Origin of the sequence: Actinomycetospora endophytica, from assembly GCF_021026375.1 — a bacterium.
GTDB classification, from domain to species: Bacteria; Actinomycetota; Actinomycetes; order Mycobacteriales; family Pseudonocardiaceae; genus Actinomycetospora; species Actinomycetospora endophytica.
Genome location: NZ_JAJNDB010000002.1, coordinates 859,972 through 884,032 on the forward strand (window position 1 = coordinate 859,972; position 24,061 = coordinate 884,032).

General features: G+C 73.5%; 21 protein-coding genes. 9 read left to right on the plus strand and 12 right to left on the minus strand.

Annotation, left to right across the window (positions count from 1 at the left end; genetic code table 11):
• Window positions 1–337 precede the first annotated feature (337 nt).
• The 6 genes from LQ327_RS15045 to glyA are packed head-to-tail and all read right to left on the minus strand — an operon-like array spanning window position 338 to window position 9,075.
• The gene (locus LQ327_RS15045) at window positions 338–2,818 is read right to left on the minus strand and encodes a GcvT family protein (protein WP_230734884.1); all 2,481 of its coding nucleotides are present in this window, start codon (window positions 2,816–2,818) and stop codon (window positions 338–340) included.
• On the minus strand, window positions 2,815–3,441 hold the full coding sequence (locus tag LQ327_RS15050; protein ID WP_230734886.1) for a sarcosine oxidase subunit gamma: 627 nt from the start codon (window positions 3,439–3,441) through the stop codon (window positions 2,815–2,817). The genes LQ327_RS15045 and LQ327_RS15050 overlap by 4 nt, the downstream gene beginning before the upstream one ends.
• Complete coding sequence (locus tag LQ327_RS15055) at window positions 3,434–6,208, minus strand: FAD-dependent oxidoreductase (RefSeq protein WP_230734888.1); 2,775 nt, start codon at window positions 6,206–6,208, stop codon at window positions 3,434–3,436. Before LQ327_RS15055 ends, LQ327_RS15050 begins: the two co-directional genes overlap by 8 nt.
• Before the next feature lie 4 nt (window positions 6,209–6,212).
• Entirely contained in the window at window positions 6,213–6,500 is a 288-nt protein-coding gene (locus LQ327_RS15060) for a sarcosine oxidase subunit delta (protein WP_230734890.1), read from the minus strand.
• 29 nt (window positions 6,501–6,529) lie between these two features.
• Window positions 6,530–7,780 carry a sarcosine oxidase subunit beta family protein gene (locus tag LQ327_RS15065; RefSeq protein WP_230734892.1) on the minus strand — a complete coding sequence of 417 codons (1,251 nt, stop codon included), beginning with the start codon at window positions 7,778–7,780 and terminating at the stop codon, window positions 6,530–6,532.
• Entirely contained in the window at window positions 7,777–9,075 is a 1,299-nt protein-coding gene (glyA, locus tag LQ327_RS15070) for a serine hydroxymethyltransferase (RefSeq protein WP_308286315.1), read from the minus strand. The genes LQ327_RS15065 and glyA overlap by 4 nt, the downstream gene beginning before the upstream one ends.
• Window positions 9,076–9,190: 115 nt before the next feature.
• On the opposite strand from glyA, the gene LQ327_RS15075 reads away from it, so the two are divergent.
• Window positions 9,191–9,412, plus strand: a complete 222-nt coding sequence (locus tag LQ327_RS15075; protein WP_230734894.1) for a hypothetical protein — start codon at window positions 9,191–9,193, stop codon at window positions 9,410–9,412.
• 519 nt (window positions 9,413–9,931) lie between these two features.
• Here the strand turns inward: LQ327_RS15075 and LQ327_RS15080 are convergent.
• Entirely contained in the window at window positions 9,932–10,222 is a 291-nt protein-coding gene (locus tag LQ327_RS15080) for a putative quinol monooxygenase (RefSeq protein WP_230734897.1), read from the minus strand.
• 35 nt (window positions 10,223–10,257) lie between these two features.
• The gene (locus LQ327_RS15085; RefSeq protein ID WP_230734899.1) at window positions 10,258–10,842 is read right to left on the minus strand and encodes a TetR/AcrR family transcriptional regulator; all 585 of its coding nucleotides are present in this window, start codon (window positions 10,840–10,842) and stop codon (window positions 10,258–10,260) included.
• A gap of 171 nt (window positions 10,843–11,013) precedes the next feature.
• Here LQ327_RS15085 and LQ327_RS15090 point away from each other — a divergent pair, with 171 nt between their 5' ends.
• Window positions 11,014–13,368 carry an arylsulfatase gene (locus LQ327_RS15090; protein WP_230734901.1) on the plus strand — a complete coding sequence of 785 codons (2,355 nt, stop codon included), beginning with the start codon at window positions 11,014–11,016 and terminating at the stop codon, window positions 13,366–13,368.
• 38 nt (window positions 13,369–13,406) lie between these two features.
• Window positions 13,407–14,222 (plus strand): formylglycine-generating enzyme family protein, encoded by an 816-nt coding sequence (locus LQ327_RS15095; protein ID WP_230734903.1) that lies wholly within the window; start codon window positions 13,407–13,409, stop codon window positions 14,220–14,222.
• 15 nt (window positions 14,223–14,237) lie between these two features.
• Here LQ327_RS15095 and LQ327_RS15100 read toward each other — a convergent pair whose 3' ends face one another.
• From LQ327_RS15100 to LQ327_RS15110, 3 genes are read right to left on the minus strand one after another with little or no spacing between them, the layout of a single operon-like run.
• Window positions 14,238–15,275 (minus strand): S-adenosylmethionine:tRNA ribosyltransferase-isomerase, encoded by a 1,038-nt coding sequence (locus LQ327_RS15100; protein WP_230734905.1) that lies wholly within the window; start codon window positions 15,273–15,275, stop codon window positions 14,238–14,240.
• Window positions 15,272–15,958: an SDR family NAD(P)-dependent oxidoreductase gene (locus tag LQ327_RS15105; protein WP_230734907.1), complete on the minus strand. Its 687-nt coding sequence runs from the start codon at window positions 15,956–15,958 to the stop codon at window positions 15,272–15,274. The genes LQ327_RS15100 and LQ327_RS15105 overlap by 4 nt, the downstream gene beginning before the upstream one ends.
• Before the next feature lie 28 nt (window positions 15,959–15,986).
• Complete coding sequence (locus LQ327_RS15110; protein WP_230734909.1) at window positions 15,987–16,259, minus strand: hypothetical protein; 273 nt, start codon at window positions 16,257–16,259, stop codon at window positions 15,987–15,989.
• Between the two features lie 186 nt (window positions 16,260–16,445).
• On the opposite strand from LQ327_RS15110, the gene LQ327_RS15115 reads away from it, so the two are divergent.
• The 6 genes from LQ327_RS15115 to LQ327_RS15140 all read left to right on the plus strand — a co-directional run bounded on the left by LQ327_RS15115 (window position 16,446) and on the right by LQ327_RS15140 (window position 22,625).
• Entirely contained in the window at window positions 16,446–17,453 is a 1,008-nt protein-coding gene (locus tag LQ327_RS15115) for a chemotaxis protein CheB (protein ID WP_230734911.1), read from the plus strand.
• A 172-nt stretch (window positions 17,454–17,625) separates the two neighbouring features.
• Window positions 17,626–19,443, plus strand: a complete 1,818-nt coding sequence (locus LQ327_RS15120) for a CheR family methyltransferase (RefSeq protein ID WP_230735116.1) — start codon at window positions 17,626–17,628, stop codon at window positions 19,441–19,443.
• A gap of 40 nt (window positions 19,444–19,483) precedes the next feature.
• The gene (locus tag LQ327_RS15125; RefSeq protein ID WP_230734913.1) at window positions 19,484–19,780 is read left to right on the plus strand and encodes a hypothetical protein; all 297 of its coding nucleotides are present in this window, start codon (window positions 19,484–19,486) and stop codon (window positions 19,778–19,780) included.
• Window positions 19,777–21,069, plus strand: coding sequence for a helix-turn-helix domain-containing protein (locus LQ327_RS15130; RefSeq protein WP_230734915.1), 1,293 nt, complete (start codon window positions 19,777–19,779; stop codon window positions 21,067–21,069). The genes LQ327_RS15125 and LQ327_RS15130 overlap by 4 nt, the downstream gene beginning before the upstream one ends.
• 50 nt (window positions 21,070–21,119) lie before the next feature.
• Window positions 21,120–21,881 (plus strand): hypothetical protein, encoded by a 762-nt coding sequence (locus LQ327_RS15135; protein ID WP_230734917.1) that lies wholly within the window; start codon window positions 21,120–21,122, stop codon window positions 21,879–21,881.
• A gap of 69 nt (window positions 21,882–21,950) precedes the next feature.
• Window positions 21,951–22,625 (plus strand): TetR/AcrR family transcriptional regulator, encoded by a 675-nt coding sequence (locus tag LQ327_RS15140; RefSeq protein WP_230734919.1) that lies wholly within the window; start codon window positions 21,951–21,953, stop codon window positions 22,623–22,625.
• Between the two features lie 83 nt (window positions 22,626–22,708).
• Here the strand turns inward: LQ327_RS15140 and LQ327_RS15145 are convergent, their stop codons facing one another.
• A complete protein-coding gene (locus LQ327_RS15145; protein ID WP_230734921.1) occupies window positions 22,709–24,019 on the minus strand; it encodes an MFS transporter in 1,311 nt (436 codons plus the stop codon).
• Between the last annotated feature and the right edge of the window lie 42 nt (window positions 24,020–24,061).

A 24,061-nucleotide genomic window follows, 5' to 3' on the forward strand; every position in this document is an offset into this window, starting at 1 on the left:
CTCCCCTCGCGGACCCGCGGGTGGCTGATCAGCGCACCACCGGCTCGCGGTCGCCTGCGTGGCGTGCCTCCCGGCGACGGCGCCGTCCAGCACCACGCTGGCGGCGTGCCTCCCCGCGCCGGCGCCGTCTTGTCGCGGCCTCCTGCGGTCGCCGGCCCGCCTTGTCGTTGTGAATCCGAACGACAAGCGAGCCGGGCCGGCGTGGAAGGCCACGACAAGGCGCCGGGCCGGGCCCTCGCGGCCGGACAGCTGCGTCCACAGCAGGACAGCCGCGTCGGCCGGACAGCAGTGACAGCCGAACACCCCGGAGCGACACGCCCCGGGGTGTCCGGCCGGCTCACCGGCGGATGCGGGTCATCTCCCGGTCGACCAGCGGCTCCGCGGCTACCGTCGCCCGGACGTCCTGGCCGAAGTACCGGATGTCGACGGGGTCCCCGACCTCGAGCGACGCGGGCAACCACGCGTACGCGATCGGGCGGCCGACGGTGTGCCCGAAGGCCGCCGAGGTGACGTACCCGGCCGGCTCCCCGTCGACGAGGACCGGCTCGCCGCCGAGCACGACGCTGCGCTCGTTGTCGACGGTCAGGCACGTCAGGCGGCGCGTCACCGTCGAGGCGTCCCGACCCGCGAGCGCGTCCCGGCCGACGAACTCCCCCTTGGTGGCCGGGCGGACCGCGAAGCCCACGCCCGCCTCGTAGGGGTCGTGCTCCGTCGTCATGTCGGTGCCCCAGGCGCGGTAGCCCTTCTCCAGGCGCAGGCTGTTGAACGCCGCGCGCGCGGCCGCGATGACGCCGTGCTCGCGGCCCGCCTCCCAGAGCACGTCCCAGAGCCGCTGCCCGTACTCGGCGCCGGTGTAGATCTCCCAGCCGAGCTCGCCGACGTAGGAGACCCGCATCGCGACGACGGGGACCCCGCCGATGTCGGCCCGCCGGCACCGGAAGTACTTCAGCCCCTCGGGCGAGAAGTCGTCTGGGCTCAGCGGCTGGACCAGGTCGCGGGCGAGTGGGCCCCAGACGCCGATGCAGCACGTCCCGCCGGTGATGTCCCGGACGGTGACGCTGCCGTCGGTCGGTGCCGCGCGGCGCAGGTACTCGACGTCGATGGTGCCGTTCGCGCCGACCTGGAAGAGCTCGTCGCCGAGGCGGGCCACGGTGAGGTCGCTGCGGATCCCGCCGGCGTCGTCGAGCATCAGTGTGTAGGTCACCGACCCCACCGACTTGTCCATCTTCCCGGTGGTCAGCCGGTCCAGGAACGCCACCGCGCCCGGCCCCGCGACTTCGATCCGCGTCAGCGGCGTCATGTCGTACATCGCCACCCCGGTGCGGGTCTTCCACGCCTCGGCGGCCGCGATCGGGGAGTGGAACCGCGCCGACCAGGAGTCGCGGGACGGGGGCTGCCATTCGTAGGGCAGCTCGCCGACCAACCCGGCGTTCGCCTCGTACCACTGCGGCCGCTCCCAGCCGTGGGCCTCGCCGAACACCGCCCCGAGATCACGCTGCCGGGCGTGGAAGGGGCTGACCCGCACGTCGCGGGGGGAGAGCCGCGGCTGCAGCGGGTGGACGACGTCGTAGATCTCGACGAAGTTCTGCTGGGCGGTCTCGGAGACGTAGGCGTCGGTGGTCTCGTGCTCGGCGAACCGGTGCACCGAGCACCCGTGCAGCTCGATCTCGCTGCAGCCGTCGACGAGCAGCTGGGCCACCGAGCGGGCGACCCCGGCGGAGTGGGTCACCCACACCGCCTCGGCGATCCAGAACCCGGACACGTCGGAGGACTCGCCGACCAGCGGCCCGCCGTCGGGGGTGAAGGAGAAGACGCCGTTGAAGCCGGTCTCGACCTTGGCGTCGTCGAGCGCGGGCAGCAGCAGCCGGCTCTGCTCCCAGGCGGGGGCGAAGTCCTCGTCGGTGAACGGCAGCATCGAGGGCTGCCGGGCCTCGGAGACGTCGTCGACCTCGGGGAGCTCGTCCAGCGAGACCGGGATGGGCCGGTGCGCGTAGGAGCCGATGCCGAGGCGGTCGTGGTGCTCGCGGTAGTAGAGGTCCTGATCCTGGTGGCGCAGGATCGGCAGCCGGGCCTCGACGGCCTCGTCGTTGCGTCCGACCAGCTCGGCGACCTGCCCGGTGAACGCGTACTGGTGGGCCAGCGGCAGCAGCGGCACCCGCATCCCGACCATCGCGCCCAGCCGGCGTCCCCAGAACCCCGCGCAGGACACGACGACGTCGGCCGGCACCTCGCCGTGGTCGGTCGTCACCCCGGTGACCCGGCCGCCGTGCTGGGAGATGCCGGTGACCCGGGTGGAGCCCCGGAACACCGCGCCGCGGCTCTCGGCGCGCCGGATCAGCGCGGTGACCGCGCGGGCGGCCTTGGCGAGCCCGTCGGTGGGGGTGTGGAGGCCGCCGAGGATCCGCGACGGGTCGAGCAGCGGGTGCAGCCGCACGCACTCCTCGATGTCGACGATCTCGGCGGGGATGCCCCGCGCCATCGCCCAGCCGTGCTTGCGGTCCAGGTCGGCGAGCCGTTCGGGGGTCGTCGCGACCTCGAGCCCGCCGACCTGGTTGAAGCACCACTCGCCGTCGTCCGGGGCGCCACCGAGTGCAAGGAACTTCTCGACGGTGTAGGAGGCGAAGGCGCTCATGGTCCGCGACGCGTTGGTCTGGAACACCAGGCCGGGAGCGTGGGACGTCGAGCCGCCGGTCAGGGGCAGCGGGCCCTGATCGAGGACGGTGACCTCGGTCCAGCCGCGCTCGGTGAGCTCGTCGGCGAGGTTCGCGCCGACGATGCCGGCGCCGATGATGACGACGCGCGGAGTGGTGGTGCTCATGTCTCGTCTCCTTCCTGGTCGGAGTTGTGGGGGAGCGGTCGCAGCTCCTCGGCGGCGTCGAGGAGCCAGCCGGCGACGTAGCCGGCGAAGGAGGCGCGGACGACGACGTCGAGCGCCGGGCCGCCGTCGTCGTCGGCGAGCAACAGCACCCCGGACTGGCCGAGCAGCGTCTGCGCGCAGGACCCGGCCGGGAACGACGCCGGGCGCAGGTCGAGCGCGCAGCCGAAGGACAGCAGCTCCCGGGCGTCGCGGCCGCGCAGCCGGACCCCGGTGCGCTGAGCCGAGACGTCGACGACGGCGCCGCGGTGCGGTCCGGCCACCGCGCGGACCTCGTCCTCCCACCGCGGCCCGGACGCCGTGGTGCTCGTGACCAGCCACTCGTCGGGACCGAGCCACACTGCCCGGCCGTCGCGGATCGGCGTCCAGGTGTTCGGCGCGGTCGGCAGCGGACCGCCGAGGACATCAGCGAACGGGAAGACGCCGGTGGCATCGACCCGCAGGTCGAGCGCGGTCGTCAGCGGCGCGAGCTCGATCGCGAGGCCGGGGTCCAGTTCCTCGGACAGGGCGGCGAACGCCGTCCGCCACGCCTCGAGCGGATGGGTACGGGTGAGGGTGTCAGCCATCGCGGCGGGCTCCTTCCGGGTCGACCAGGACGGACCCGCCGATGCGGGCGGGCACCAGCGCGGTCCCGACCGGGACTCCCACGACCTCGCCGATCCGCTCGCGCCCGCCCGTGACCAGCGCGAGCGCGAACGGCCGACCGAGCTCGGCGCTGAGGTAGCTCGACGTGACGTGGCCGAGCATCGGCACCGGGGGCGGCGGGAGCGCCCCGTCGTCGCACCAGGCGACGATCTGCGAACCCTCCGGCAGCTTCGTCGTCGCGTCGGTGGGCAGCAGTGACACCAGCTGCTTGCGCATCGGGTCGTGGTTCACCGCCCGCGCGAACGAGCGCTTCCCGACGAAGTCGGCCTTCTTCGTCGAGACCGCCCAGCCGATGCCGAGGTCGTGCGGGGAGACCGTTCCGTCGGTGTCCTGCCCGATGATCGGGAAGCCCTTCTCGGCCCGCAGGACGTGCATCGTCTCGGTGCCGTAGCGGGTGATGCCCTCCGGCTCGCCCGCGGCGACGAGGTGGTCCCACAGCGCGGACGCGTACCAGGAGGCGACGTTCACCTCGTAGGCGAGCTCCCCCGAGAAGGAGATCCGGGCGAGGCGGACGTCCACCCCGTCGAGGCCGGTGTCCTGCCAGGTCATGAAGCCGAACCCGGCGTTGGAGACGTTCAGCCCGGGGAACGCGCGGGCGATGACCGCGCGGGAGCGGGGCCCGACGACGGCGAACACCGACCAGTGCTCGGTCACCGACGTGAGCCGGATCCGCAGGTGCGGCCACTCCGTCTGGAGCCACTCCTCCATCGAGTCGAGGACGTGGGCGGCGTTGCCGGTCGTCGTCGTGACCAGGAACCGGTCCTCGGCGAGGCGCAGCACCGTGCCGTCGTCGACCACCATCCCGTCGTGGCCGCACATCACGCCGTAGCGCACGCGCCCGACCTTCAGGCTGCTCATCAGGTTCGTGTAGAGGTGGTCGAGCAGCACCGCGGCGTCCGGACCCTGGACGTCGATCTTGCCGAGGGCCGAGCCGTCCATGATGCCGACCCGGGTGCGCACCGCGACGCACTCGCGCAGCACGGCCGCGGTCATGTCCTCGCCCGGCTGCGGGTAGTAGCGGGGCCGGCGCCATTGGCCGACGTCCTCGAACTCGGCGCCCGCGCGCACGTGCCGATCGTGGATCGCGGTGGTGCGCACCGGGTCGAACAGCTCGCCGCGCTGGCATCCGGCGAGCGCGGCGAAGCCGACCGGGGTGAACGGCGGCCGGAACGTCGTGGGGCTCAGCGCCGTGATCGGACGGCCGGTGAGCTCGGCGATGATCCCGGCGGCGAGCATCCCGGAGGTCTTGCCCTGGTCGTGGGCGGTGCCGATGGTCGTGTACCGCTTGACGTGCTCGGGGTGGGTCATGCCCGCCCCGACCGCGCGGGCGACGTCGGCGACGGTGGCGTCGCGGGCGATGTCGACGAACTGCCGCGACGGGTCGCCGTCGGTGCGCCAGACGACGAGCGACGGCGTGCTCGGTTCTTCCGGCGCCGTGGGTGCGTCGTCGCCGCCCGCCTCGCGCAGTGCCGCGGCCAGGCCGAAGGTGCCCTTCGCGGCGCCGACGACGTCCACGCCGGCGAGCTGCTCCCCGGGCACGAACGCGCCCAGGGCCTCGTCGTAGGCCAGGGTGCCGCCGACGTGGCTGACCAGGTGCGACGTCGGGGTCCAACCGCCGCTGACCAGCAGCAGGTCGCACGGCATCTCGGCCCGGTCGTCGCCGACCAGCACGCCGTGGACCCGATGCTCGCCGACGGTGCCGCGCACCGTCGTGCCCGCGGTGACGGCGACGCCGGCCGCCGCGCAGCGGTCGGCCCAGGACGGCGGCACCTCCGCGCGGGCGTCGAGGACCTGCACCCGGGCGCCGGCCGCGGCCAGATCCAGGGCCGCCGCGTAGGCGGAGTCGGTCGTGGTGGCAACGACGACGTCGCGGCCGGCCAGCACGCCGTGACGGTGCAGCAGGTCGCGGGCCGCGGAGGCGAGCATGACGCCCGGCCGGTCGTTGTCCTCGAACACGACGGGGCGCTCGATCGCGCCGGTGGCGAGAACGATCCGTGCGGCGCGGATGCGGTGGACGCGTTGCCTCGAGCGGCCTGCGGGCGCCTCCGATCCGAGGTGATCGGTGCGCCGCTCGAGAGCCAGGACGAACCCGTCGTCGTAGTGGCCGAACGCGGTGGTGCGCTGCAGGTGGGTGACGTCGGGATGCGCGGCGAGCTCGGCGACGACGTCGTCGACGAACGCGAGCGCGGGCTTCCCGTCGATCCGCTCGGTGCCGGTGAGCGTGCCGCCCGGCGTCGGGCGGTCGTCGACGAGGACGACGCTGCTGCCGTCCCGCGCCGCCCGTCGGGCGGCGGTCAGTCCCGCCGGGCCGGCGCCGACGACGAACACGTCGCAGTGGGTGTGCCTGCGGTCGTAGCGGGCATGGTCGGGGACCTGGGCGAGCCGGCCCTGGCCGTTGACCCCGCGGGCGACCAGCCCCTCGGTGATCTCGACGGTGGACGCGAGCAGCATCGGCTCGGGGAACGGCTCCTCGATCTGGACCAGGCCGGTGGGGTCCTCGGTCCACGCCGCGGTGATCCCGCGGGGGCGGCCGTACTTGACACCGGTCCCGATCGCCCCGACGTCGTGGGCGAGCAGGACCGAGGCGAGGGTGTCGCCGGGGTGACCGGTGTAGCGCCGGCCGTTCACGGTGACGGTCGACGTGCGGGTGCGGTCGAGGGCATGGCCGTAGCCGTCGATTCGGGTCACGGGGTCACCGCCGGGGTGTGGTCGGGGGCTGGGAGGCGCCGATCGACTCGACGTCGAGAAAGCGGTGGGTCCGGGTGTCGCGGACGGCGGTGAACCACCGCCGGCATCCCGCGGCGTGCGACCACCGCTCGGTGAAGGCGCCCTTCGGGTTGGCGCGGACGAACACGAACCGGGCCCACTGCTCGTCGTCGAGCACCGAGGGGTCGTCGGGATAGGGCACGCCGGCCTCGCCGCCGTAGCAGAACTCGGTCTCCTCGCGGGGACCGCAGTGCGGGCAAAGGATGAGCTGCATCGGTGTCGCTCCGGTTCGGGGGCGGTGACTCAGTGGGCCACGGCGGCGGCGCCGTGCTCGTCGACGAGGGCGCCGGTGACGAAGCGGTCCAGGCCGAACGGCGCGATCAGCGGGTGCGGGCGGCCGTGCGCGACGGTGTCGGCGAATGCCCAGCCCAGCCCCGGAGTCGCCTTGAACCCGCCGGTGCCCCAGCCGCAGTTGAGGAAGACGTTGTCGTAGGGCGTGCGGCCGACGATCGGGCTGGCGTCGGGGGTCACGTCGACGACGCCGGCCCAGCTGCGCAGCAGGTGCGCCCGGGCGAACACCGGGAACAGCTCGACGGCGGCGGCCATCTGGCGCTCGATGACGTGGAACGCGCCGCGTTGCCCGTAGCCGACGTAGGAGTCGACGCCGGCGCCCATCACGAGCTCGCCCTTGTGGGCCTGCGAGACGTACACGTGCACCGCGTTGGACATGACGATCGTCGGGTGCACCGGCTCGAGGAGCTCGGAGACCAGGGCCTGCAGCGGGTGCGACTGCAGCGGCGCGGCGATCCCGAGCTGGTCGAGCAGCGTCGACGAGTGCCCGGCGGCGCAGAGCGCGAGGGTGCCGCAGGCGATGTCGCCGCGGGTGGTGCGCACGGTGGTCACGGAGTCGCCGTCTCGACCTCCCACGTGGAAGCCGGTGACCTCGCAGTGCTGGATGAGGTCGATCCCGGCCTCGTCGGCGCGGCGGGCGAAGCCCCACGCGACGTAGTCGTGCTTCGCGATGCCCGCCCGCGGCTGGTACGTCGCGCCCTGCACCGGATAGCGGATGTCGGACGAGACGTTGACGATCGGGCAGACCTTCGCGACCTCGTCCGGGCCGAGCCACTCGGCGTCGATCCCGTTGAGCTTGTTGGCCTCGACGCGGCGGACGGAGTCGCGCACGTCCTGCTCGGTGTGGGCGAGGTTGAGCACGCCGCGCTGGCTGAACAGGATCGGGTAGCCGAGGTCCTCCTCGAGCCCCTCCCACAGCTTCAGGGCGTGCTCGTAGATCCCCGCGGACTCGTCCCAGAGGTAGTTCGAGCGGATCAGGGTGGTGTTGCGGGCCATGTTCCCGCCGGCGAGCCAGCCCTTCTCGAGTACCGCGACGTTCGTGATGCCGTGGTTGCGGGCCAGGTAGTGCGCGGTGGCCAGGCCGTGCCCGCCGCCGCCGACGATGACGACGTCGTAGGCCTTCTCCGGTTCGGGGCTCCGCCAGAGGAAGTCCAGGTGTTCGGGCAGGTGCGCGCCGGGGGCGGCGGTGGCGGTGGTCGTCACGGGAGCAGCTCCGGGTAGAGGGGGTGGCGGTCGGCCAGCGCGGCGACGCGGTAGCCCAGGGCGTCGAGCTCGATCTCCGAGGCGTCCGGCCGCAGGGCGCGGGCGACGACGTCCGCGACGTCGCGGAAGGCCTCGGCGTCGAACCCGCGGGTGGCCAGGGCGGCGGTCCCGACGCGGACCCCGGAGCTGACCATCGGCGGGCGCGGGTCGAACGGGACGGCGTTGCGGTTCACGGTGATCCCGACCCGGTGCAGCCGGTCCTCGGCCTGCTTGCCGTCGAGCTGGTGGTTGCGCAGGTCGACCAGCACCAGGTGCACGTCCGTGCCACCGGAGACGACGCCGACGTCGGGCTCGGTGAGCAGGCGCTCGGCGAGGATGCGGGCGCCGTCGAGGGTGCGCTGCTGGCGCTCGCGGAACTCGGGGGTGGCCGCGAGCTTGAACGCGACCGCCTTGGCCGCGATGACGTGCTCCAACGGCCCGCCCTGCTGACCGGGGAAGACGCTCGAGTTGAGCTTCTTCGCGAGGTCCCGGTCGGCGCTGATGATCACGCCGCCGCGGGGACCGCCGAGCGTCTTGTGCGTGGTCGAGGTGACGACGTGCGCGTGCGGCACGGGGGAGGGGTGCAGGCCCGCCGCGACCAGCCCGGCGAAGTGGGCCATGTCGACCATGAGCAAGGCCCCGACGTCGTCGGCGATGCGCCGGAACGCCGCGAAGTCCTGCTGGCGGGGGTAGGCCGACCAGCCCGCGACGATCAGCTTCGGCCGGTGCTCGTGGGCGAGCCGCGCGACCTCGTCCATGTCGACGCGGTGGTCGTCGGAGCGGACGTGGTAGGCGGCGACGTCGTAGAGCCGGCCCGAGAAGTTGAGGCGCATGCCGTGCGTGAGGTGGCCGCCGTGCGCGAGGTCGAGGCCGAGGATCGCGTCTCCGGGCTCCAGCAGCGCGGCCATGACGGCGGCGTTGGCCTGGGCGCCGGAGTGCGGCTGCACGTTCGCGTACTCGGCGCCGAACAGGTCCTTGAGGCGGTCGATCGCGAGCTGCTCGACGACGTCGACGTGCTCGCAGCCGCCGTAGTAGCGCCGGCCCGGATAGCCCTCGGCGTACTTGTTCGTGAGCACCGAGCCCTGGGCGGCCATCACGGCCTGGGGGGCGAAGTTCTCGCTGGCGATCATCTCGAGGGTCCGCTGCTGGCGGAGGACCTCGCGCCCGATCGCGGCATGGACCTCGGGGTCGGTCTCGGCGAGTGATCGATCGAGGACGGTGGTTCCTCGGGGGGTGGCGACCAGGGACATCGACATGCTCCACACCGTGTGGCGACAACTGATATATGAGCTGGCGCAGACTGTAGACACGGCTGTTCTGCAGCGTCAACATGCGTCCTGCAGCCCACGACGAAGCAGGGAGGACGAGGCGATGACACTCGAGGTTGCGGTGGAGCTCGAGGCCGAGATGACGCGGCTGGAGCGGCAGTTGGCGGCGCGGGTCGCGCGGGATCGCAAGGTGGGGCTGACGATCTCGGCGGACCACCGCGAGCAGGCGGCGCTCATCGCTCGGCGTCATGGCTACGAGCTCCACATCGATCGCGTGGAGGAGCCGGGACGGGTGTGGGCGGAGTTCTGGCCGAGGTCGGCCTAGTGCGGGGTCACCCCGGTGTCAGCGATGCGGCGTCGCTGACACTGGGCGTCAGTGGCTCCGCATTCTCGATCGGCCCGCGGCCAGGGCGCTCGCGCCGACGAGTGGCGCCGTTCGCTCGTCATGGCACAGTGCTGCGGCCGGATCGGCGTTGCGGGACGCACACGGCCTGGGTGCGGTTGGGTGTGCGGCCGGGTCGGCGTTGCGCCACGCACACGGCTGGGCCCGACGCGGTGCGGACCGAACGGCGTTGCGCGACGCACACGGCTCCGGCGGGCGTTTGCTGGACCGGCAGTGCGCGTCACGCGACGACGGTCGAACTCGAAGCGCCGCGCGCCCGGGCCGTGTGCGTGGCGCAACGGTGCTCGGGCGCGGAGCACCGCCCGGCCTGGCCGTGTGCGCGGCACACACGCTGGTTCGGGTCCGGGGCGGCCGACTCGACGGGCGGGTGAGTGTCGCCCACCGCTCGTCAGATGTCAGCGATGCGCCATTGCTGCAGGCGGGGGAGCGGCCCCCAGAAGATCAGGCGACGGGCATCAGCGGGTGGATCGCCGGCGGGACCGCGAGGTGCTCACCGGCCACCTCGAGCGCCTTCTGCAGGTGCGGGGTCTGAAGGTGGGCGTCGAGGTCCGCCTGCTCCCGCCACTGCTCGACCGTCACGAACACCGCGCCGTCGGCGGCCGAGCGGTTGAGCTCGTAGGACAGGCAGCCCTCCTCCTGGCGGGTGGCGCCGACCAGGTCCCGCAACGCGCCCTGCACGATCTCCTCCGAGCCGGGCTTCGCGGTGATGACGGCGACGACCTGCAGGGCCATGGTTCCTCCGTGCTGCGGTGACGGTGCGCGCCACATCATGGCGCAGGGGAGCCGCCCATCGCGCGGCGAATCCACGCCTCGAGCTGCCGGCGGGACGGGCTCGGGTCGGCCAGCGAGGCCTGCAGGACGAGCCCGGCGAACAGTGGCGCGAGGATCCGGCCCATCTCCGGGTCGGTGCGCGAGCCGAAGATCTCGGCCAGCGCCTCGTCCCATGCGGCGCTCGCCGAGCGCAGGCTCGGGTAGTGCAGCGCGGCGACGTAGAGGTCGTAGGCGGCGGTGGTCGCGCTGTGCCGGGAGTCGAGCTGGAGCCGGACCAGCGCGGCGAGCTCGGCGGCGAAGTCGGCGTCCGGGGCGAGGTCGTCGGCCCACTCCCGGATCTGGGCGATGTTGCGCTGGGAGGCCTCGTGCAGCGCGACCGAGAGCAGGTCGTCGAGCGTCGCGAAGTGGTACGTGGTCGAGCCGACCGGTACGTCGGCCGCCGCGGCGACGGCGCGGTGGGTCAGTCCCGGCACGCCGCGCTCGGCGACGATCCGGATCGCGGCCTCGGCGATCCGGTCCCGCCGGCCGGGATCGTTCGGGCCCCGTGCCCGGCGCTGCCCGGTGTTCGAGGAGACCGCCATGGAACGACCTCCCCCATCACCGATCCCGAATACTCACACATCGGACGTCGCCAGCGAGTGTGGACGTATGTCCGCATTTAGTGTACATATGTACGCAGCGGGCCGGCGTGCGAGCACGGAGGATCCCGCCGTCCCGTCGCCCGCGTCACCCTGGACAGGAGGCCGATCCCCGTGAGCGGCTCGAGCCCCGAGCGCACCGTCCTCCCGCTCCCGGAGACCGCCTCGACGGTCCCCGCCGCACTCGGGATCTCCGATCAGGTCGAGGCGTTCGACCCCGTGCGGCCCGTCGAACCGCCGCGCGGCGCCCCGAACGTCGTGCTCGTCGTCCTCGACGATCTCGGGTTCGGGACGTCGAGCGCGTTCGGCGGCCCGTGCCGCATGCCGACGGCCGACCGGCTGGCCGACGACGGGCTGCGCTACACCCGCTTCCACGTCACCGCGCTGTGCTCGCCGACCCGCCAGGCGCTCATGACCGGCCGCAACCACCACTCGGTCGGCATGGGCGGCACCACCGAGATGGCCACCGCCGCGCCCGGCTACACCGGCGTGCGCCCCCGCAGCGCCGCCACCATCGCCCAGACGCTCCACCACAACGGCTACAGCACCGCCGCCTTCGGCAAGTGGCACCAGACGCCCGCACCCGAGGTCAGCCCCGTCGGGCCGTTCGACCGGTGGCCGACCGGCGAGGGGTTCGACCACTTCTACGGGTTCATGGCCTGCGAGATGAACCACTGGACGCCGCTGCTCTACGAGGGCACCACCCCCGTCGAACCGACCCGGCGCCCCGAGCAGGGCTACCACCTCTCCGAGGATCTCGTCGACCACGCGGTCGACTGGGTGCGCACCCAACGGACGATGGCCCCCGACCGGCCGTTCTTCACCTACCTCGCGTTCGGCGCCGCGCACGCCCCGCTGCACGTCGCGCCGGAGTGGCAGGAGCGCTACCGCGGCGAGTTCGACCACGGCTGGGACCGGCAGCGGGAGATCACCCTCGCCCGGCAGAAGGAGCTCGGTGTCGTCCCGCCCGAGACCGAGCTCGCCCCCTGGGCCGACGGCGTGCCGCACTGGGACGACCTCGGCGAGGACCAGGCGGCCGTGGCCAACCGGCTGATGGAGACCTTCGCCGGCTTCACCGAGCACGCCGACACCCAGCTCGGCCGGTTCGTCGACGAGCTCGAGGCCCTCGGGGAGCTCGACGACACCCTCTTCGTCTATCTGCTCGGCGACAACGGGGCGTCGGGCGAGGGCGGCATCGTCGGGACCACCGTCGAGCACCGCCTGGGCCACGGCGTCGTCGACGACCCGCACGAGCTCGCCGGCCACCTCGACGAGATCGGCGGCCCGCAGTCCTACCCCATCGCCCCGGTGGGGTGGGCGCTCGCGATGAACACCCCGTACCAGTGGACCAAGCAGGTCGCGTCGCACTTCGGCGGCACCCGGGACGGGTTGATCGTGCACTGGCCCCGCGGCATCGCCGACCGCGGCGGGCTGCGCCACCAGTTCCACCACGTCATCGACGTCCTGCCCACCGTGCTCGAGTGCGCTGGGCTCCCGGCCCCGGTGACCGTCGACGGCGTCGCCCAGCAGCCCGTCGAGGGCACGAGCATGCGCTACACGTTCGACGATCCCGGCGCGGCCGAACGGCGCACCACCCAGTACTTCGAGATGTGCGGCAACCGCGGCATCTACTACCACGGCTGGACCGCGGTGACCCGCCACGGCATCCCCTGGGACATGGTCTCGGGCGGGCAGAAGCGGTTCGCCGAGGACGTGTGGGAGCTCTACGACACGAACGCCGACCCGAGCCAGTCCCGCGACCTCGCCGCGTCGTACCCGGATCGGCTCCGCGAGCTGCAGGACCTCTTCCTCGTCGAGGCCGCCCGGTACCGGGTCTTCCCCCTCGACGACCGCGTGACCGAGCGCGAGAACCCGACCGTGGCCGGGCGTATCGGTCTGCTCGGGGACCGCACGTCGACGACGTACCACGCCGGCATCCGGCGCCTCACCGAGGAGAACACCCTCGACGTCAAGAACCGCTCCCACCGCGTCACCGCGGACATCGAGATCGGGGCCGACGACGCGGCCGGCGTGATCATCTCCCAGGGCGGCCGGTTCGGCGGGTGGACGCTCTACTGCCTCGGCGGGCGGCCCTGCTACGAGTACAACTACTTCGGGCTCGCGCGCTCGACGGTCCGCGCCGACGACACGCTGACGCCCGGTCGTCACGAGGTGCGGATGGACTTCGCCTACGACGGCGGGGGTGTCGCCCGAGGCGGGCAGGTGACCCTCGCCGTCGACGGCCGGCCGGTCGGGGAGGCCCGCGTGGCGGCGACGATCCCGTACTACTTCTCGTTCGACGAGACCCTCGACGTCGGCGTCGACCTCGGCACCCCGGTCTCCGAGGACTACGCCGGGACCGACACCGCGTTCACCGCCACCATCCGGGCCGTGCACGTGGCGGTCGGCGACGATGTGGTCGTGCCCGACGAGGATGCGCGGGAGCGCCGCGTGCTGACCTCGCAGTGAGGCGGGGCCAGGTCACCATCCCCGCCGGGACGTTCCGCATGGGCGATCACCACGGCGACGGCGACCCCGCCGACGGCGAGCGCCCGGTGCACGAGGTCGCGGTGTCCGGGTTCCGGCTCGACGCCACGACGGTGACCACCTCGGCGTTCGCCACCTTTGTCAAGGACACCGGGTACGTGACGGACGCCGAGCGGTTCGGGTCCTCGGCGGTCTTCCACCTCGCGTTCCGCGGCGCCCGCGACGATGTCCTGGGCTCGGTGGTCGGTGCCGAGTGGTGGCTCGACGTCCGGGGTGCGTCATGGCGACACCCCGACGGCCCCGGTGACGACGGGACCCCGCGCGCCAACCACCCCGTCGTGCACGTCTCGTGGAACGACGCGCAGGCCTACTGCGCGTGGGCGGGGGCGCGGCTGCCCACCGAGGCGGAGTGGGAGTACGCGGCCCGCGGTGGGCGCGACGGGGCCCGCTTCCCGTGGGGCGACGACCTGGACACCCGCCGACGGTGGCCGTTGAACATCTGGCAGGGCACGTTCCCGACCCACAACACCGTCGAGGACGGCTACCTCACGACGGCGCCGGTGAAGTCCTACCGACCGAACGACCACGGGCTCTACCAGATGGTGGGCAACGTGTGGGAGTGGTGCGCGGACTGGCATTCGCCGACCTACTACGCCCACTCGCCCCGCGAGAATCCGACCGGTCCCGACGACGGGTCGGCGAAGGTGATGCGCGGCGGTTCCTACCTCTGCCACCACTCCTACTGCGCGCGCTATCGCGCCTCCGCCCGCACTGCCAACACCCCGGAGTCGAGCGCGGCGAACATCGGGTTCCGCGCCGCGACCCCCACCCGGTGACGGGCTTCCCCCAGGTCAGGGCAGGAACAGTGTCGAGTCCCCGAACTCGTGCCAGAGGTAGTCGCCGTGCGCGACGGCCGCGTCGTACGCCCGCCCGACCAGCTCGGGGCCGGCCACCGCCTCGAGCAGCAGCAGGTGGCTCGCCTCCGGCGCGTGCAGGCCGGTGACCAGGCCGGTCACCGCCCGCGCCGGGCGGTCCGGGCCGAGCACCAGGTCGGTCCACCCGCTCGCGGCGTGGACGGTCCCGTCGGGATCGGCCGCGCTCTCCAGCGCCCGCACCACCGTGGTGCCCACCGCGACGACCCGCCCGCCCGCGGCCCGCGTCGAGGTGACCAGCCGCGCCGTCGTCGTGGGCACGGCGAAGCGCTCCGGCAGGGGCGGCTCGTGCTTCTCGGGACTGGAGACCCCGGCGTGCAGCACGATCGGCGCGACGACCACCCCGCGCGCCATCAGCCGCACCAGCAGCCGCTCCGTGAACGGCCGCCCGGCGCTGGCCATCTCGGCGCTGCCCGGCTGCGTCGCGTACACGGTCTGGTACTCGGCCAGCGGGTACGCGCCCGCCAGGTAGCCGTAGCCGATGGGCCGCCCGTGCCGGGCCAGGAACGGCGCGACCTCCCGGCGGGGCTCGGTCCGCGCCCGCCACAGCCGGGTCAGCGCGGCGTCCGGATCGGGGTAGGGCGCGGCGAGCGTGAGCGCCACACCGTCGGCGAGCGCGAACACGTCCCCGGCGACGACGGAGCGGTCCGGTCCGTCGGGGCGGCGGGGCTCGACGATCCACGACCCGTCGTCGAGCGAGGTCGACACGTGCACCACCGTCGGCTCGCCGCCGGGGCCGCGGGCGTCGAGGGCGGCGGCCAGCGTCGCCGACGTGTTGACCACCAGCACGTCGCCGGCGCCGAGGTACTCGCCGAGGTCGGCGAACCGGCGATGGGCGACGCCGTCCGCCCCGGCGACCAGGAGGCGCACGCCGTCGCGCGCCAGCCCGCGCCGTTCGGGCGGGTCGGTGGCCTCCCGGTCCGGCGGCAGGACGAAGCGGGTGGCGGGCGGGATCACGACGCCACCACCAGGTCCGCCGCCCGGTAGCGCCCGCTCGGCAGGTCGCCGTCGATCAGGGGTCGCAGGGCCGGGACGACCGAGGACGGGAGGGCCCGGTCGCTGATGTCCTCGCCCGGGAACGCGGCCTGGTGCATGGCCGTCCACATGTCCCCGGGGTCGACGGAGTACACCCGCCACTGCGGCTCCTCCACCGCCAGCACCCCGGTGAGCTGGTCGAGCGCCGCCTTCGAGGCTCCGTAGCCGCCCCAGCCAGCCATGGCCTCGACGGCGGCGTCCGACGTCACGTCGATCACCCGCGCGCCGGCGCCGAGGAACGGGCGCAGGGCCTGCACCAGGGCGAGGGGCGCGACGACGTTGACCGCGAGCACCTCGGAGAGCTCGTCGAGGGGATGGTCCACGAGGTGCGGCAGCGGACTCGGGCCGAGCAGGCTCGCGTTGTTCACGAGCAGTTCCAGCCCCCCGAGCTCCCCGACGACCTCGGCGAGGCGGCGACGGTGCCCGGGATCGGCGACGTCCCCGGGCACGACGGTGACGGACGGCGAGTCGAACGTCAGGGCGGACGCGTCGCGGGCGTCGACGACGACCCGCCACCCGTCACGGGCGAGCTGTTCGGTCAGGACGCGGCCCAGGCCGCGGGAGGCGCCGGTCACCACGGCCCTCGGGGGTGCGTGCGTTGTCATCGGTCCAGGCTCGAACCTGAACTAATGTTTATGTCAAGCGTCCTGGGGCGTCATCCCGCCTCCGGCGGCGGACCCCCCCCCCGGCGAAGCGGCGCTCGCGCTCCGCGTAGAGCCGGGCCTGGTGTGCCGCCTCCCGGAGCCGGTCGGCGACGTGCGGGCGCAGCCGGGCGGACTGCTCGTAGACCGACGCGAGGTTCTCCTCGGAGTCCGCGAGATCCCGGGCGAGCGTCGCGATCCGTCGACGCAGGTGCTCGGCCTGCGTATGGGCCGGGGCCTGGTCGGGGACGTCGTTCGCGTCCATCGTCACCTCCCGTTCCGGCCACTCTGGTCGTTCGGTGGACAGCATGCCAAGTCCCGACCCGGTGCGGCACGGCCGACACGACCGGCGACGCTACGATGCCCCGATCCACGGACGGTCAATCAGCCGTGGCGCCAGAGGTCGATCGCACGCCCCGGCCGAGCGTGCCGAGGGGCAGGCGTTCCAGCCATGAGCATGCGCCAGAGGACCATCCACATCGGGATCGGTGCCTCGGCGGGCGGCGTCGAGGCGTTGCTCGCCCTGGTCGCGAAGCTTCCCGCCGACCTGCCGGCCGCCCTGTTCGTGGTGCTCCACCAGGCGCCCGACGCCCCGACCGTGCTCCCGAGGCTGCTGGGTCGCCGGTGCGCGCTCCCCGTCGCGCACGTCCGTGACGGGGACGAGGTCGGACCCGGCCACGTGTACGTCGCCCCACCTGATCACCACCTGCTGGTGCACGAGGGGCGGGTGTCGGTGTCCCGCGGCCCGCGCGAGAACGGGCACCGGCCCGGCGTCGACCCCCTCTTCCGCTCGCTGGCCCTCGAGGCGGGCCCCGCCGCGGTGGGCGTGGTGCTGAGCGGGATGCTCGACGACGGCGCGGCGGGCCTGCTCGGGATCGTGCGTCACGGCGGCGCGGCCGTGGTGCAGGATCCGGAGGATGCGCTCTTCCCGGGGATGCCGCACGCCGCGCTCCGGCAGATCCCCGGCGCGCTGGTCCGGCCCGCGGCGGACATGGCTGCCCTGTTCACCGAGCTCGCGGCCCGCCCGGTGATGGGTGGGCACGGGACCAGCCGGCAACTGGCCTACGAGGTCGAGGTGGCGCGCGACGGTGCCGGGGCGGTCGCCGAGAGCGATCCGCCGGGTCCGCCGTCCGGACTGACGTGCCCGGACTGCTCGGGGCCGCTGTTCGACCTCAGCGAGGAACAGTTCCTGCACTACCGCTGCCGGGTCGGCCACGCCTGGTCGGAGGAGAGCCTGCGCGCCGAGCAGGACAACCGGGTCGAGAGGGCGCTCTACACCGCCCTCCAGGCCCTCGAGGAGAAGTCCGCCCTGCAGCACCGGATCGCCGCGACCGCGGGCGCCGCCGGGTCGGGTCGGGTCGCGAGCCGGGCCCGCGAGACCGCCCACGACGCCATGGCGTCCGCCGCGCTCGTGCGCGATCTGCTGTCGAACCGCGAAGTGGGAGAGCCACGTGACTGATGACGTCGGGGACGTGCAGGACCCCGGCCGCTCCGACGACGAGTCCGTCACCGACGAGGTCGGTGCCGAGATCGAGATCGAGGTCGAGGGCGGCGGTGTCGAGGGCGACGGTGTCGACGGCGAGGCCGGCGACGACGACGGGGAGGACGGGGCCGAGGGCGAGTTCGAGGCGCTGCTCGGCTTCCTCAAGGAGAGTCGCGGCTTCGACTTCACCGGCTACAAGCGCTCGAGCATCCGGCGGCGGGTCGCGCGGCGCATGCAGCAGGTCGACGCCGTCTCGTTCGCCGAGTACCTGGACCGTCTCCAGGTGGACGCCGACGAGTTCACGCACCTGTTCAACACCGTGCTCATCAACGTCACCAGCTTCCTGCGGGACCCGGACGCCTGGCAGGAGCTCCAGGAGCAGGTCATCCCGCAGCTGCTGGCGCCGAAGTCGCGGGGCGAGTCGGTCCGCGTCTGGTCGGCGGGCTGCGCGAGCGGCGAGGAGGCCTACGGGCTCGCGGTGGTGTTCGCCGAGGCGCTCGGCGTCGAGGAGTTCCGCCAGCGGGTGAAGGTCTACGCCACCGACGTCGACGAGGACGCGCTGGCCACCGCGCGCCAGGCCACGTACTCCGACAAGGAGCTGCAGAACCTGCCGGCGGCGTGGCGCGAGCGGTACTTCGAGCGAACCGGGAGCCGCTACACCTTCCGCAGCGACCTGCGCCGCTGTGTCATCTTCGGCCGCAACGACCTGGTGCAGGACGCGCCGATCGGGCGGATCGACCTGCTGGTCTGCCGGAACACCCTGATGTACCTCAACGCCGAGACCCAGGCGCAGGTGCTGCGGCGGTTCCACTTCGCCCTCAACACCTCGGGCGTCCTCTTCCTCGGCAAGGCCGAGATGCTGCTCAGCCACGCCCGGCTCTTCCTGCCGATCGACCTCAAGCGACGCTTCTTCCGCAAGGCCGACCAGGTCGACCCGGCCGCCCGGTTCGCGAGCGCGCTGGGCCGCGGGCACCAGGGTGGCGGCCGCAGCGACGTCCAGCTCGAGGACGAGACGCTGCTGCTCAGTCCGGTCGCCACCCTCGTCGTGACCCCGGACGAGGTCCTGGCCAAGGCCAACCAGCGGGCCGAGGCGCAGCTCGGCATCACGATGCGCGAGATCGGGCGGCGCTTCACCGAGCTGGAGCTCTGCCACCGCATCGCCGGGCTGCGGTCGTCCTACGACGACGTGCGGCGCAACCGCACCTCGCTGTGGTTGCACGAGGGCGAGTTCGCACGCTCCGCGTCGGAGACGCTGTACTTCGACATCCAGATCGTCCCGCTCCAGGTGCAGGGCGAGGACGGCCCGTCGATCGCGCTGTTCTTCACCGACGTCACCCGCTACCGCCGCATGACCGCCGAGCTCCAGTCCGCCCACCGCCAGGTCGAGACCGCCTACGAGGAGCTGCAGTCGACGGTCGAGGAGCTGGAGACGACCAACGAGGAGCTGCAGTCGACGGTCGAGGAGCTGGAGACGACCAACGAGGAGCTGCAGTCCACGGTCGAGGAACTGGAGACGACCAACGAGGAACTGCAGTCCACCAACGACGAGCTCCAGTCGATGAACGACGAGCTGCGGGACCGCACCTCCCAGCTCGACCACGCCAACGACTTCCTCGAGGCGGTGCTCGGCAGCCTGCGCACGGCGGTGATCGTCGTCGACAACGGTCTGATCGTGCGCGCCTGGAACGGTCGCGCCGACGACCTGTGGGGCCTGCGCGCCGACGAGGCGGTCGGTCAGCACCTGCTCAATCTGGACATCGGACTGCCCACCGACCGGCTCCGGCCCCTGGTCCGCGAGGTGCTCAACGGGTCGCCACCCGGTGACGAGGGCATGCGGGTCGAGGCGATCAACCGTCGGGGGCGCACCGTACAGCTGGCGATCGCCGTCTCACCCATGGCGGGACGGGACGGCCAACCGTCGGGGGCGATCGTCCTGATGGACCAGGTGGACCGTCCGGCGACCTGATTCAGGGGACATCTCGCTCCATGGACAGTACCGTCGTTCCATGGACAGTCGCGACGAGCACGAGGCCGAGGTCGAAGAGCTCGCCCGCGCCGTCGCCGAGGGCGCGGCGGTGATGCGCGCCTGGATCCGGACGCGGCTGGCCCGTCACCGGACGGAGGCCCTGAGCCACCGGGTCGTCCGGGCGCAGCGCACCGCCCTGCTCCACGACCGGGCCTGCCGGCAGCGCGCCTGGGAGCAGGCCGAGGTCGATCGGGAGACCACTCGCTGCGCCCGCCGGATGCGGGACGCCGTCGCCGAGGGCACGGGGCTTGACCGCCCGGCACACTGGACGGTATGAGCACCCCTCCGACTGCCGCGCCGCCCGGCTTCGGCGACCTGCTCGAGCTGCTCGAGACGGTCTCCGATCGGGTGGACACCCTCGACGTGCTGGCCGGGGAGGGGGAGGCGGCGCAGGAGAACCGCACGATCTTCCGCAGCCGGGCGCGCCTGGCGCGGGAACAGGCCCAGCAGATCCGCTCCGATGTCGGGGAGGTCCGCCGGCAGGCCCGGGCGCTGGCCCGCGCCGCGGACTCGCTGCGCGACGAGTCGTCGCACCTGGCCCCGACGGCTCCGAGCACGCCGCTCGCCGACCTCGGGGTCTTCACGGCGGCCCGCGCCGCTGCCGGCGCACCGCGGTCGTCGGGCGCCGAGACCACCCGGGCGCAACGCCTCGTCGAGGACGCCCGGCACGTCAGCCCGTCCGTGCGCTGGACGCAGCTGTCCGTGCCGACCAGCGGCGGCGTCGTCACGTGGTCGTCGGGACGCCTGCCGTCGGACGCCGTGGCCGCGATCGAGACGGGTCCGCGGGCCCTGGTACTCGCCGGGGCGGACCTGGTGGCGGTCGACGGCGAGGACCCGCGGTGGCCCGCGCTCACCATCGCCTGCGGCTCCGTCGGGGTCGACAGCGTCCTGGCGCTCCGGCTGGGCCGCGGGACGACGCCGGGCGCACTCGTGTTCGCGGCCGGCGGGTCGGCGCTGCTCGACCCGGACACCCGGGAGGTCGTGCGTCGGCTTGCGGAGCACGTGACCTCCGCGGTGCTCGACGACGGGCGGTCCCGGACCTCGGTCGATTTCCGGGCCCGGGCCGTCGTCGACGGCGCCTGCGCGGTCCTCGGCCGCTATCTCGCGATCGAGCCGGAGGAGACCTTCGAGGCGCTCCTGGAGACCGCCCGGGCCGCGGGTGTGCCCGTGCTCGACGTCGCGGAACGGCTGCTCGCGGCGCTCGTGCCCCGCGCGCCCGTCGAGGACGCGGCGGGGGACGAACCGGCCGCCCTGCGGCGGGCGGTGGCCTACGTCGACGGGCACGCGATCGAGGACGTGGGCCTCGACGACATCGCCGCGGCCGCCGGGGTCGGTCCCCGCAGCCTGCAGCTGATGTTCCGTCGCCATCTCGACGTCACGCCGTTGCAGTACCTGCGCGGTGTCCGCCTCGACCGCGCCCACGCCGAGCTGGGCGCGGCCCGTCCCGGGGCCGGCGTCACGGTGGGCGCCGTGGCCGCGCGGTGGCACTTCGCCCACGCCGGCCGCTTCTCGACCATCTACCGCGACCGGTTCGGGGTCAGCCCGGGCAGCACCCTGAGGTCCTGAGCCGCACGACGGGTGTGGTCGGGTGACCCGCCCTGGCCTACGGTGCTCCGATGGGGCACGACCGGGATGCGGAGCTTTCGCTCGTGCGCGCCCGGGTCCGGGAGATGGTGGACCGCTCGTCGAAGCTGATGGCCCGGGCGAAGGACCGCGCCCGTGTCCACGAGGGTTCCGCGTTCGCGGGCTTCGTCCACGCCGAGGCCCAGCTGAACCACGCGGCGGACGGGCTGCCGGGCCGCTACGGCCTCCCGCCCGAGGAGCACCGCGACGTGCTGACGCGCCTGCTGGAGGCGGCCGGCTCCGTCTACCGCGGCTGCCGCTCGATCAGCGTGGCGTCGGTGGGCGAGGCCGACGAGGACGGGCGTCGCCGGTACTCGACGCCCGCGGCCACCGGCCGGGCCGGTTCGCTCGACGCCGCCCAGTACGCGCTCGGGGAAGGCCCCGGTCTCGACGCCCTGGAGCTGGACCAGGTCGCCGTCGTCAGCAGTGACGATCTCGCCGGGGACAACGCCGGCCGCGCCTGGCCCCGGTTCAGCGCCGCCGCCGGCGCGCTCGGGATCCGCTCCTGCGTGTCCGTCGCCATCCCCTGGACCCGCAGCCGCGTCGACGCCGTCGATCCCACCCCGGACGCGATCGGCGCGATCAACCTGTACGCGACCGAGCCGCGCGCCTTCGACGAGCCCGAGGCCCACGGGCTGCTCCTCGGTGCGTGGGCGGGGGCCGTCCTCACCGGCCGGGACCCCGCCGAGATCTACGACGCGATCATCTGGCGCCCCCGCGACCTGTCGCCGGAGTGGCCCGGTTCCGTCGGCTGATCCACTCCGCGCGTCGGCGTATCGTCGGCGGCGATTCGGCCGCCTCCTGCTCCGGGACGACATCGAGGAGTGAGCACGACGAACCCGACCGACGTCTCCGGGGACGGCCCGGCGCCGGGCAGGGTCCGCCGTCAGCGACGCAGCGGCGACGAGGTCCGTCGACTGATCCTCGACGCGGCCCTGGAGGTCTTCTCCCGGCACGGGTACGCCCAGGCGAAGACCAGGGACATCGCGACCCGGGCCGGGGTCTCGGAGCCGGACATCTTCCGGCACTTCGATTCGAAGGCGAAGCTCTTCGAGCGGGTCGTCCTCGGGACCGTCGCCGGCTTCATGCGCGACTACATCGCCCGGTGGGACGACGTCTACCAGGGCCGGCCGGACGACCTGGAGAAGCCGGCCCGCGAGTGGACCGAGGGGATGTACGCGGTCCTCTGGGAGAACCGGCGGATCCTGCGGGTCTACCTCGCCGCCGCGTCCCAGGGCGACGTCGACGGGATCCGGGCCGGCGACGACCTGCTGGGCCGGTTGCTGGCGGAGTACGAGCGGATCGGGGTCGAGGGGTTCGGCCACCTCCAGATCCCCGGGGTCGACGTCGAGGTCACGCTGCGGGCGTGCTTCGGGATGATCATGTCGCTGGCGGTGTACGGGGACTCGCTCTTCCCGTCCGACGCCCATCCCGGACGGCAGCGGATCCTCGACGAGTGCACGGCGATGATCGTCCACGGCTGGCTCCACCGCTCATAGGTGCGCTCCGCGCCTGTGAGCAGTAAGTGACGCCATGGCGTCAATTACTGCTCACGAGCGCGGGAGCGCACCTCGGAGGCCGGTCACCGCGTTCCCCGGATCGGCACGATCAGCAGCGCGCCGACCAGCCCCGCGACCGCCCCGAACCCGAACAGCGCGGGGAAGTTCTGCGGGTGCGCGACGCTCGCCCCGATCAGCAGGATCGCCGGCGCCACCGCGGGGATGATCGACATCGGCAGGGTGTTGGCCAGGTTCATGATCCCGAGGTCCTTCGCCGGGTTCGCCGGGTCGGGGAGCACGTGGGTGACCAGGGCGATGTCGACGGCGAGGTAGATGCCCTGGCCGATCCCGAGGACGGCCATGGCGACGACGAAGGCGGCGAACGTGTGCGCGGTCGCCGCCAGGACGAGCCCGACGACGAAGATCAGCGCGGCCCCGATGACGAACGGCTTGCGCCGCCCGATCCGGTCCGAGACCCGCGCGGCCACCGGGGCGACGAGCACGGACGGGCCGGTGAGCACCAGCGTCGTCAGGAACACCGCGCCCGCGACGTTCTCCGCCGTGAAGCCGAGCACCGCGATGAGGAAGAACGCCTGGTACGCCTGGATCGCCGCGACGCCCACGAAGATCAGCAACCGGCTCCACCACGCCCACGCGAAGTTCGGCGCGGAGCGCGGCGCGACGTAGAAGGTCCGCAGGAACGCGCGCAGGTCGAACGCGGGCCGCTCGGCGGCGGTGATGCGGCGGTCGTGCAGGAACGCCGCCAGCACCAGTGAACCGACGCACCCGAGAGCCGCCGGCAGCAGGATCATGGCCGTGAGGTTCGGCGAGACCAGGTTCGCGGCGAACAGCCCGACCAGGACACCGACCGGCAGGGCCAGCCCGACGATCGCCGACGCCGGCCCGCGACGCCCGGCGGGGATCTGGTCGGGGATCACCGAGGTCGCGGCGACGAAGGTGGCGCTGAAGCCGATCGAGGTCAGGACGTAGCCGACGACGAGGAGCGCCGGGCTCCCCGCGAGGGCGGTGACGATCCCGCCCGCGGCGGTGAGCGCCGCGCCGCCGAGCAGGTACGGACGACGGCGGCCGAGCCGGCTCGTCGTGCGGTCCGACAGCCGGCCCATCACCGGGAACGCGACGAGCGAGCAGATCGACCCGATCGCGACCACCAGCGAGAGCAGCGACGTCGCCCCCGCCGGATCGATCCGCGCGGCCGCCAGCGGCAGGGTGAGCACCGCGGGGACGAGGTTCGCCAGCGGCGCGGTGACCGCACCCGCGGCCAGGGCCACGAGCAGCCCGCGGGGCGGGCCCGACGTCGTGGGGTCGACGACGGCGTCGGTGGGTGCGCCGACGCCGGGGTCGGTGGCTCCGGCGGGATCGGAGGTGAGGCTCATGACGGGCTCCGGGTCTTCGGGATGCGGGATCGGGACGACGGG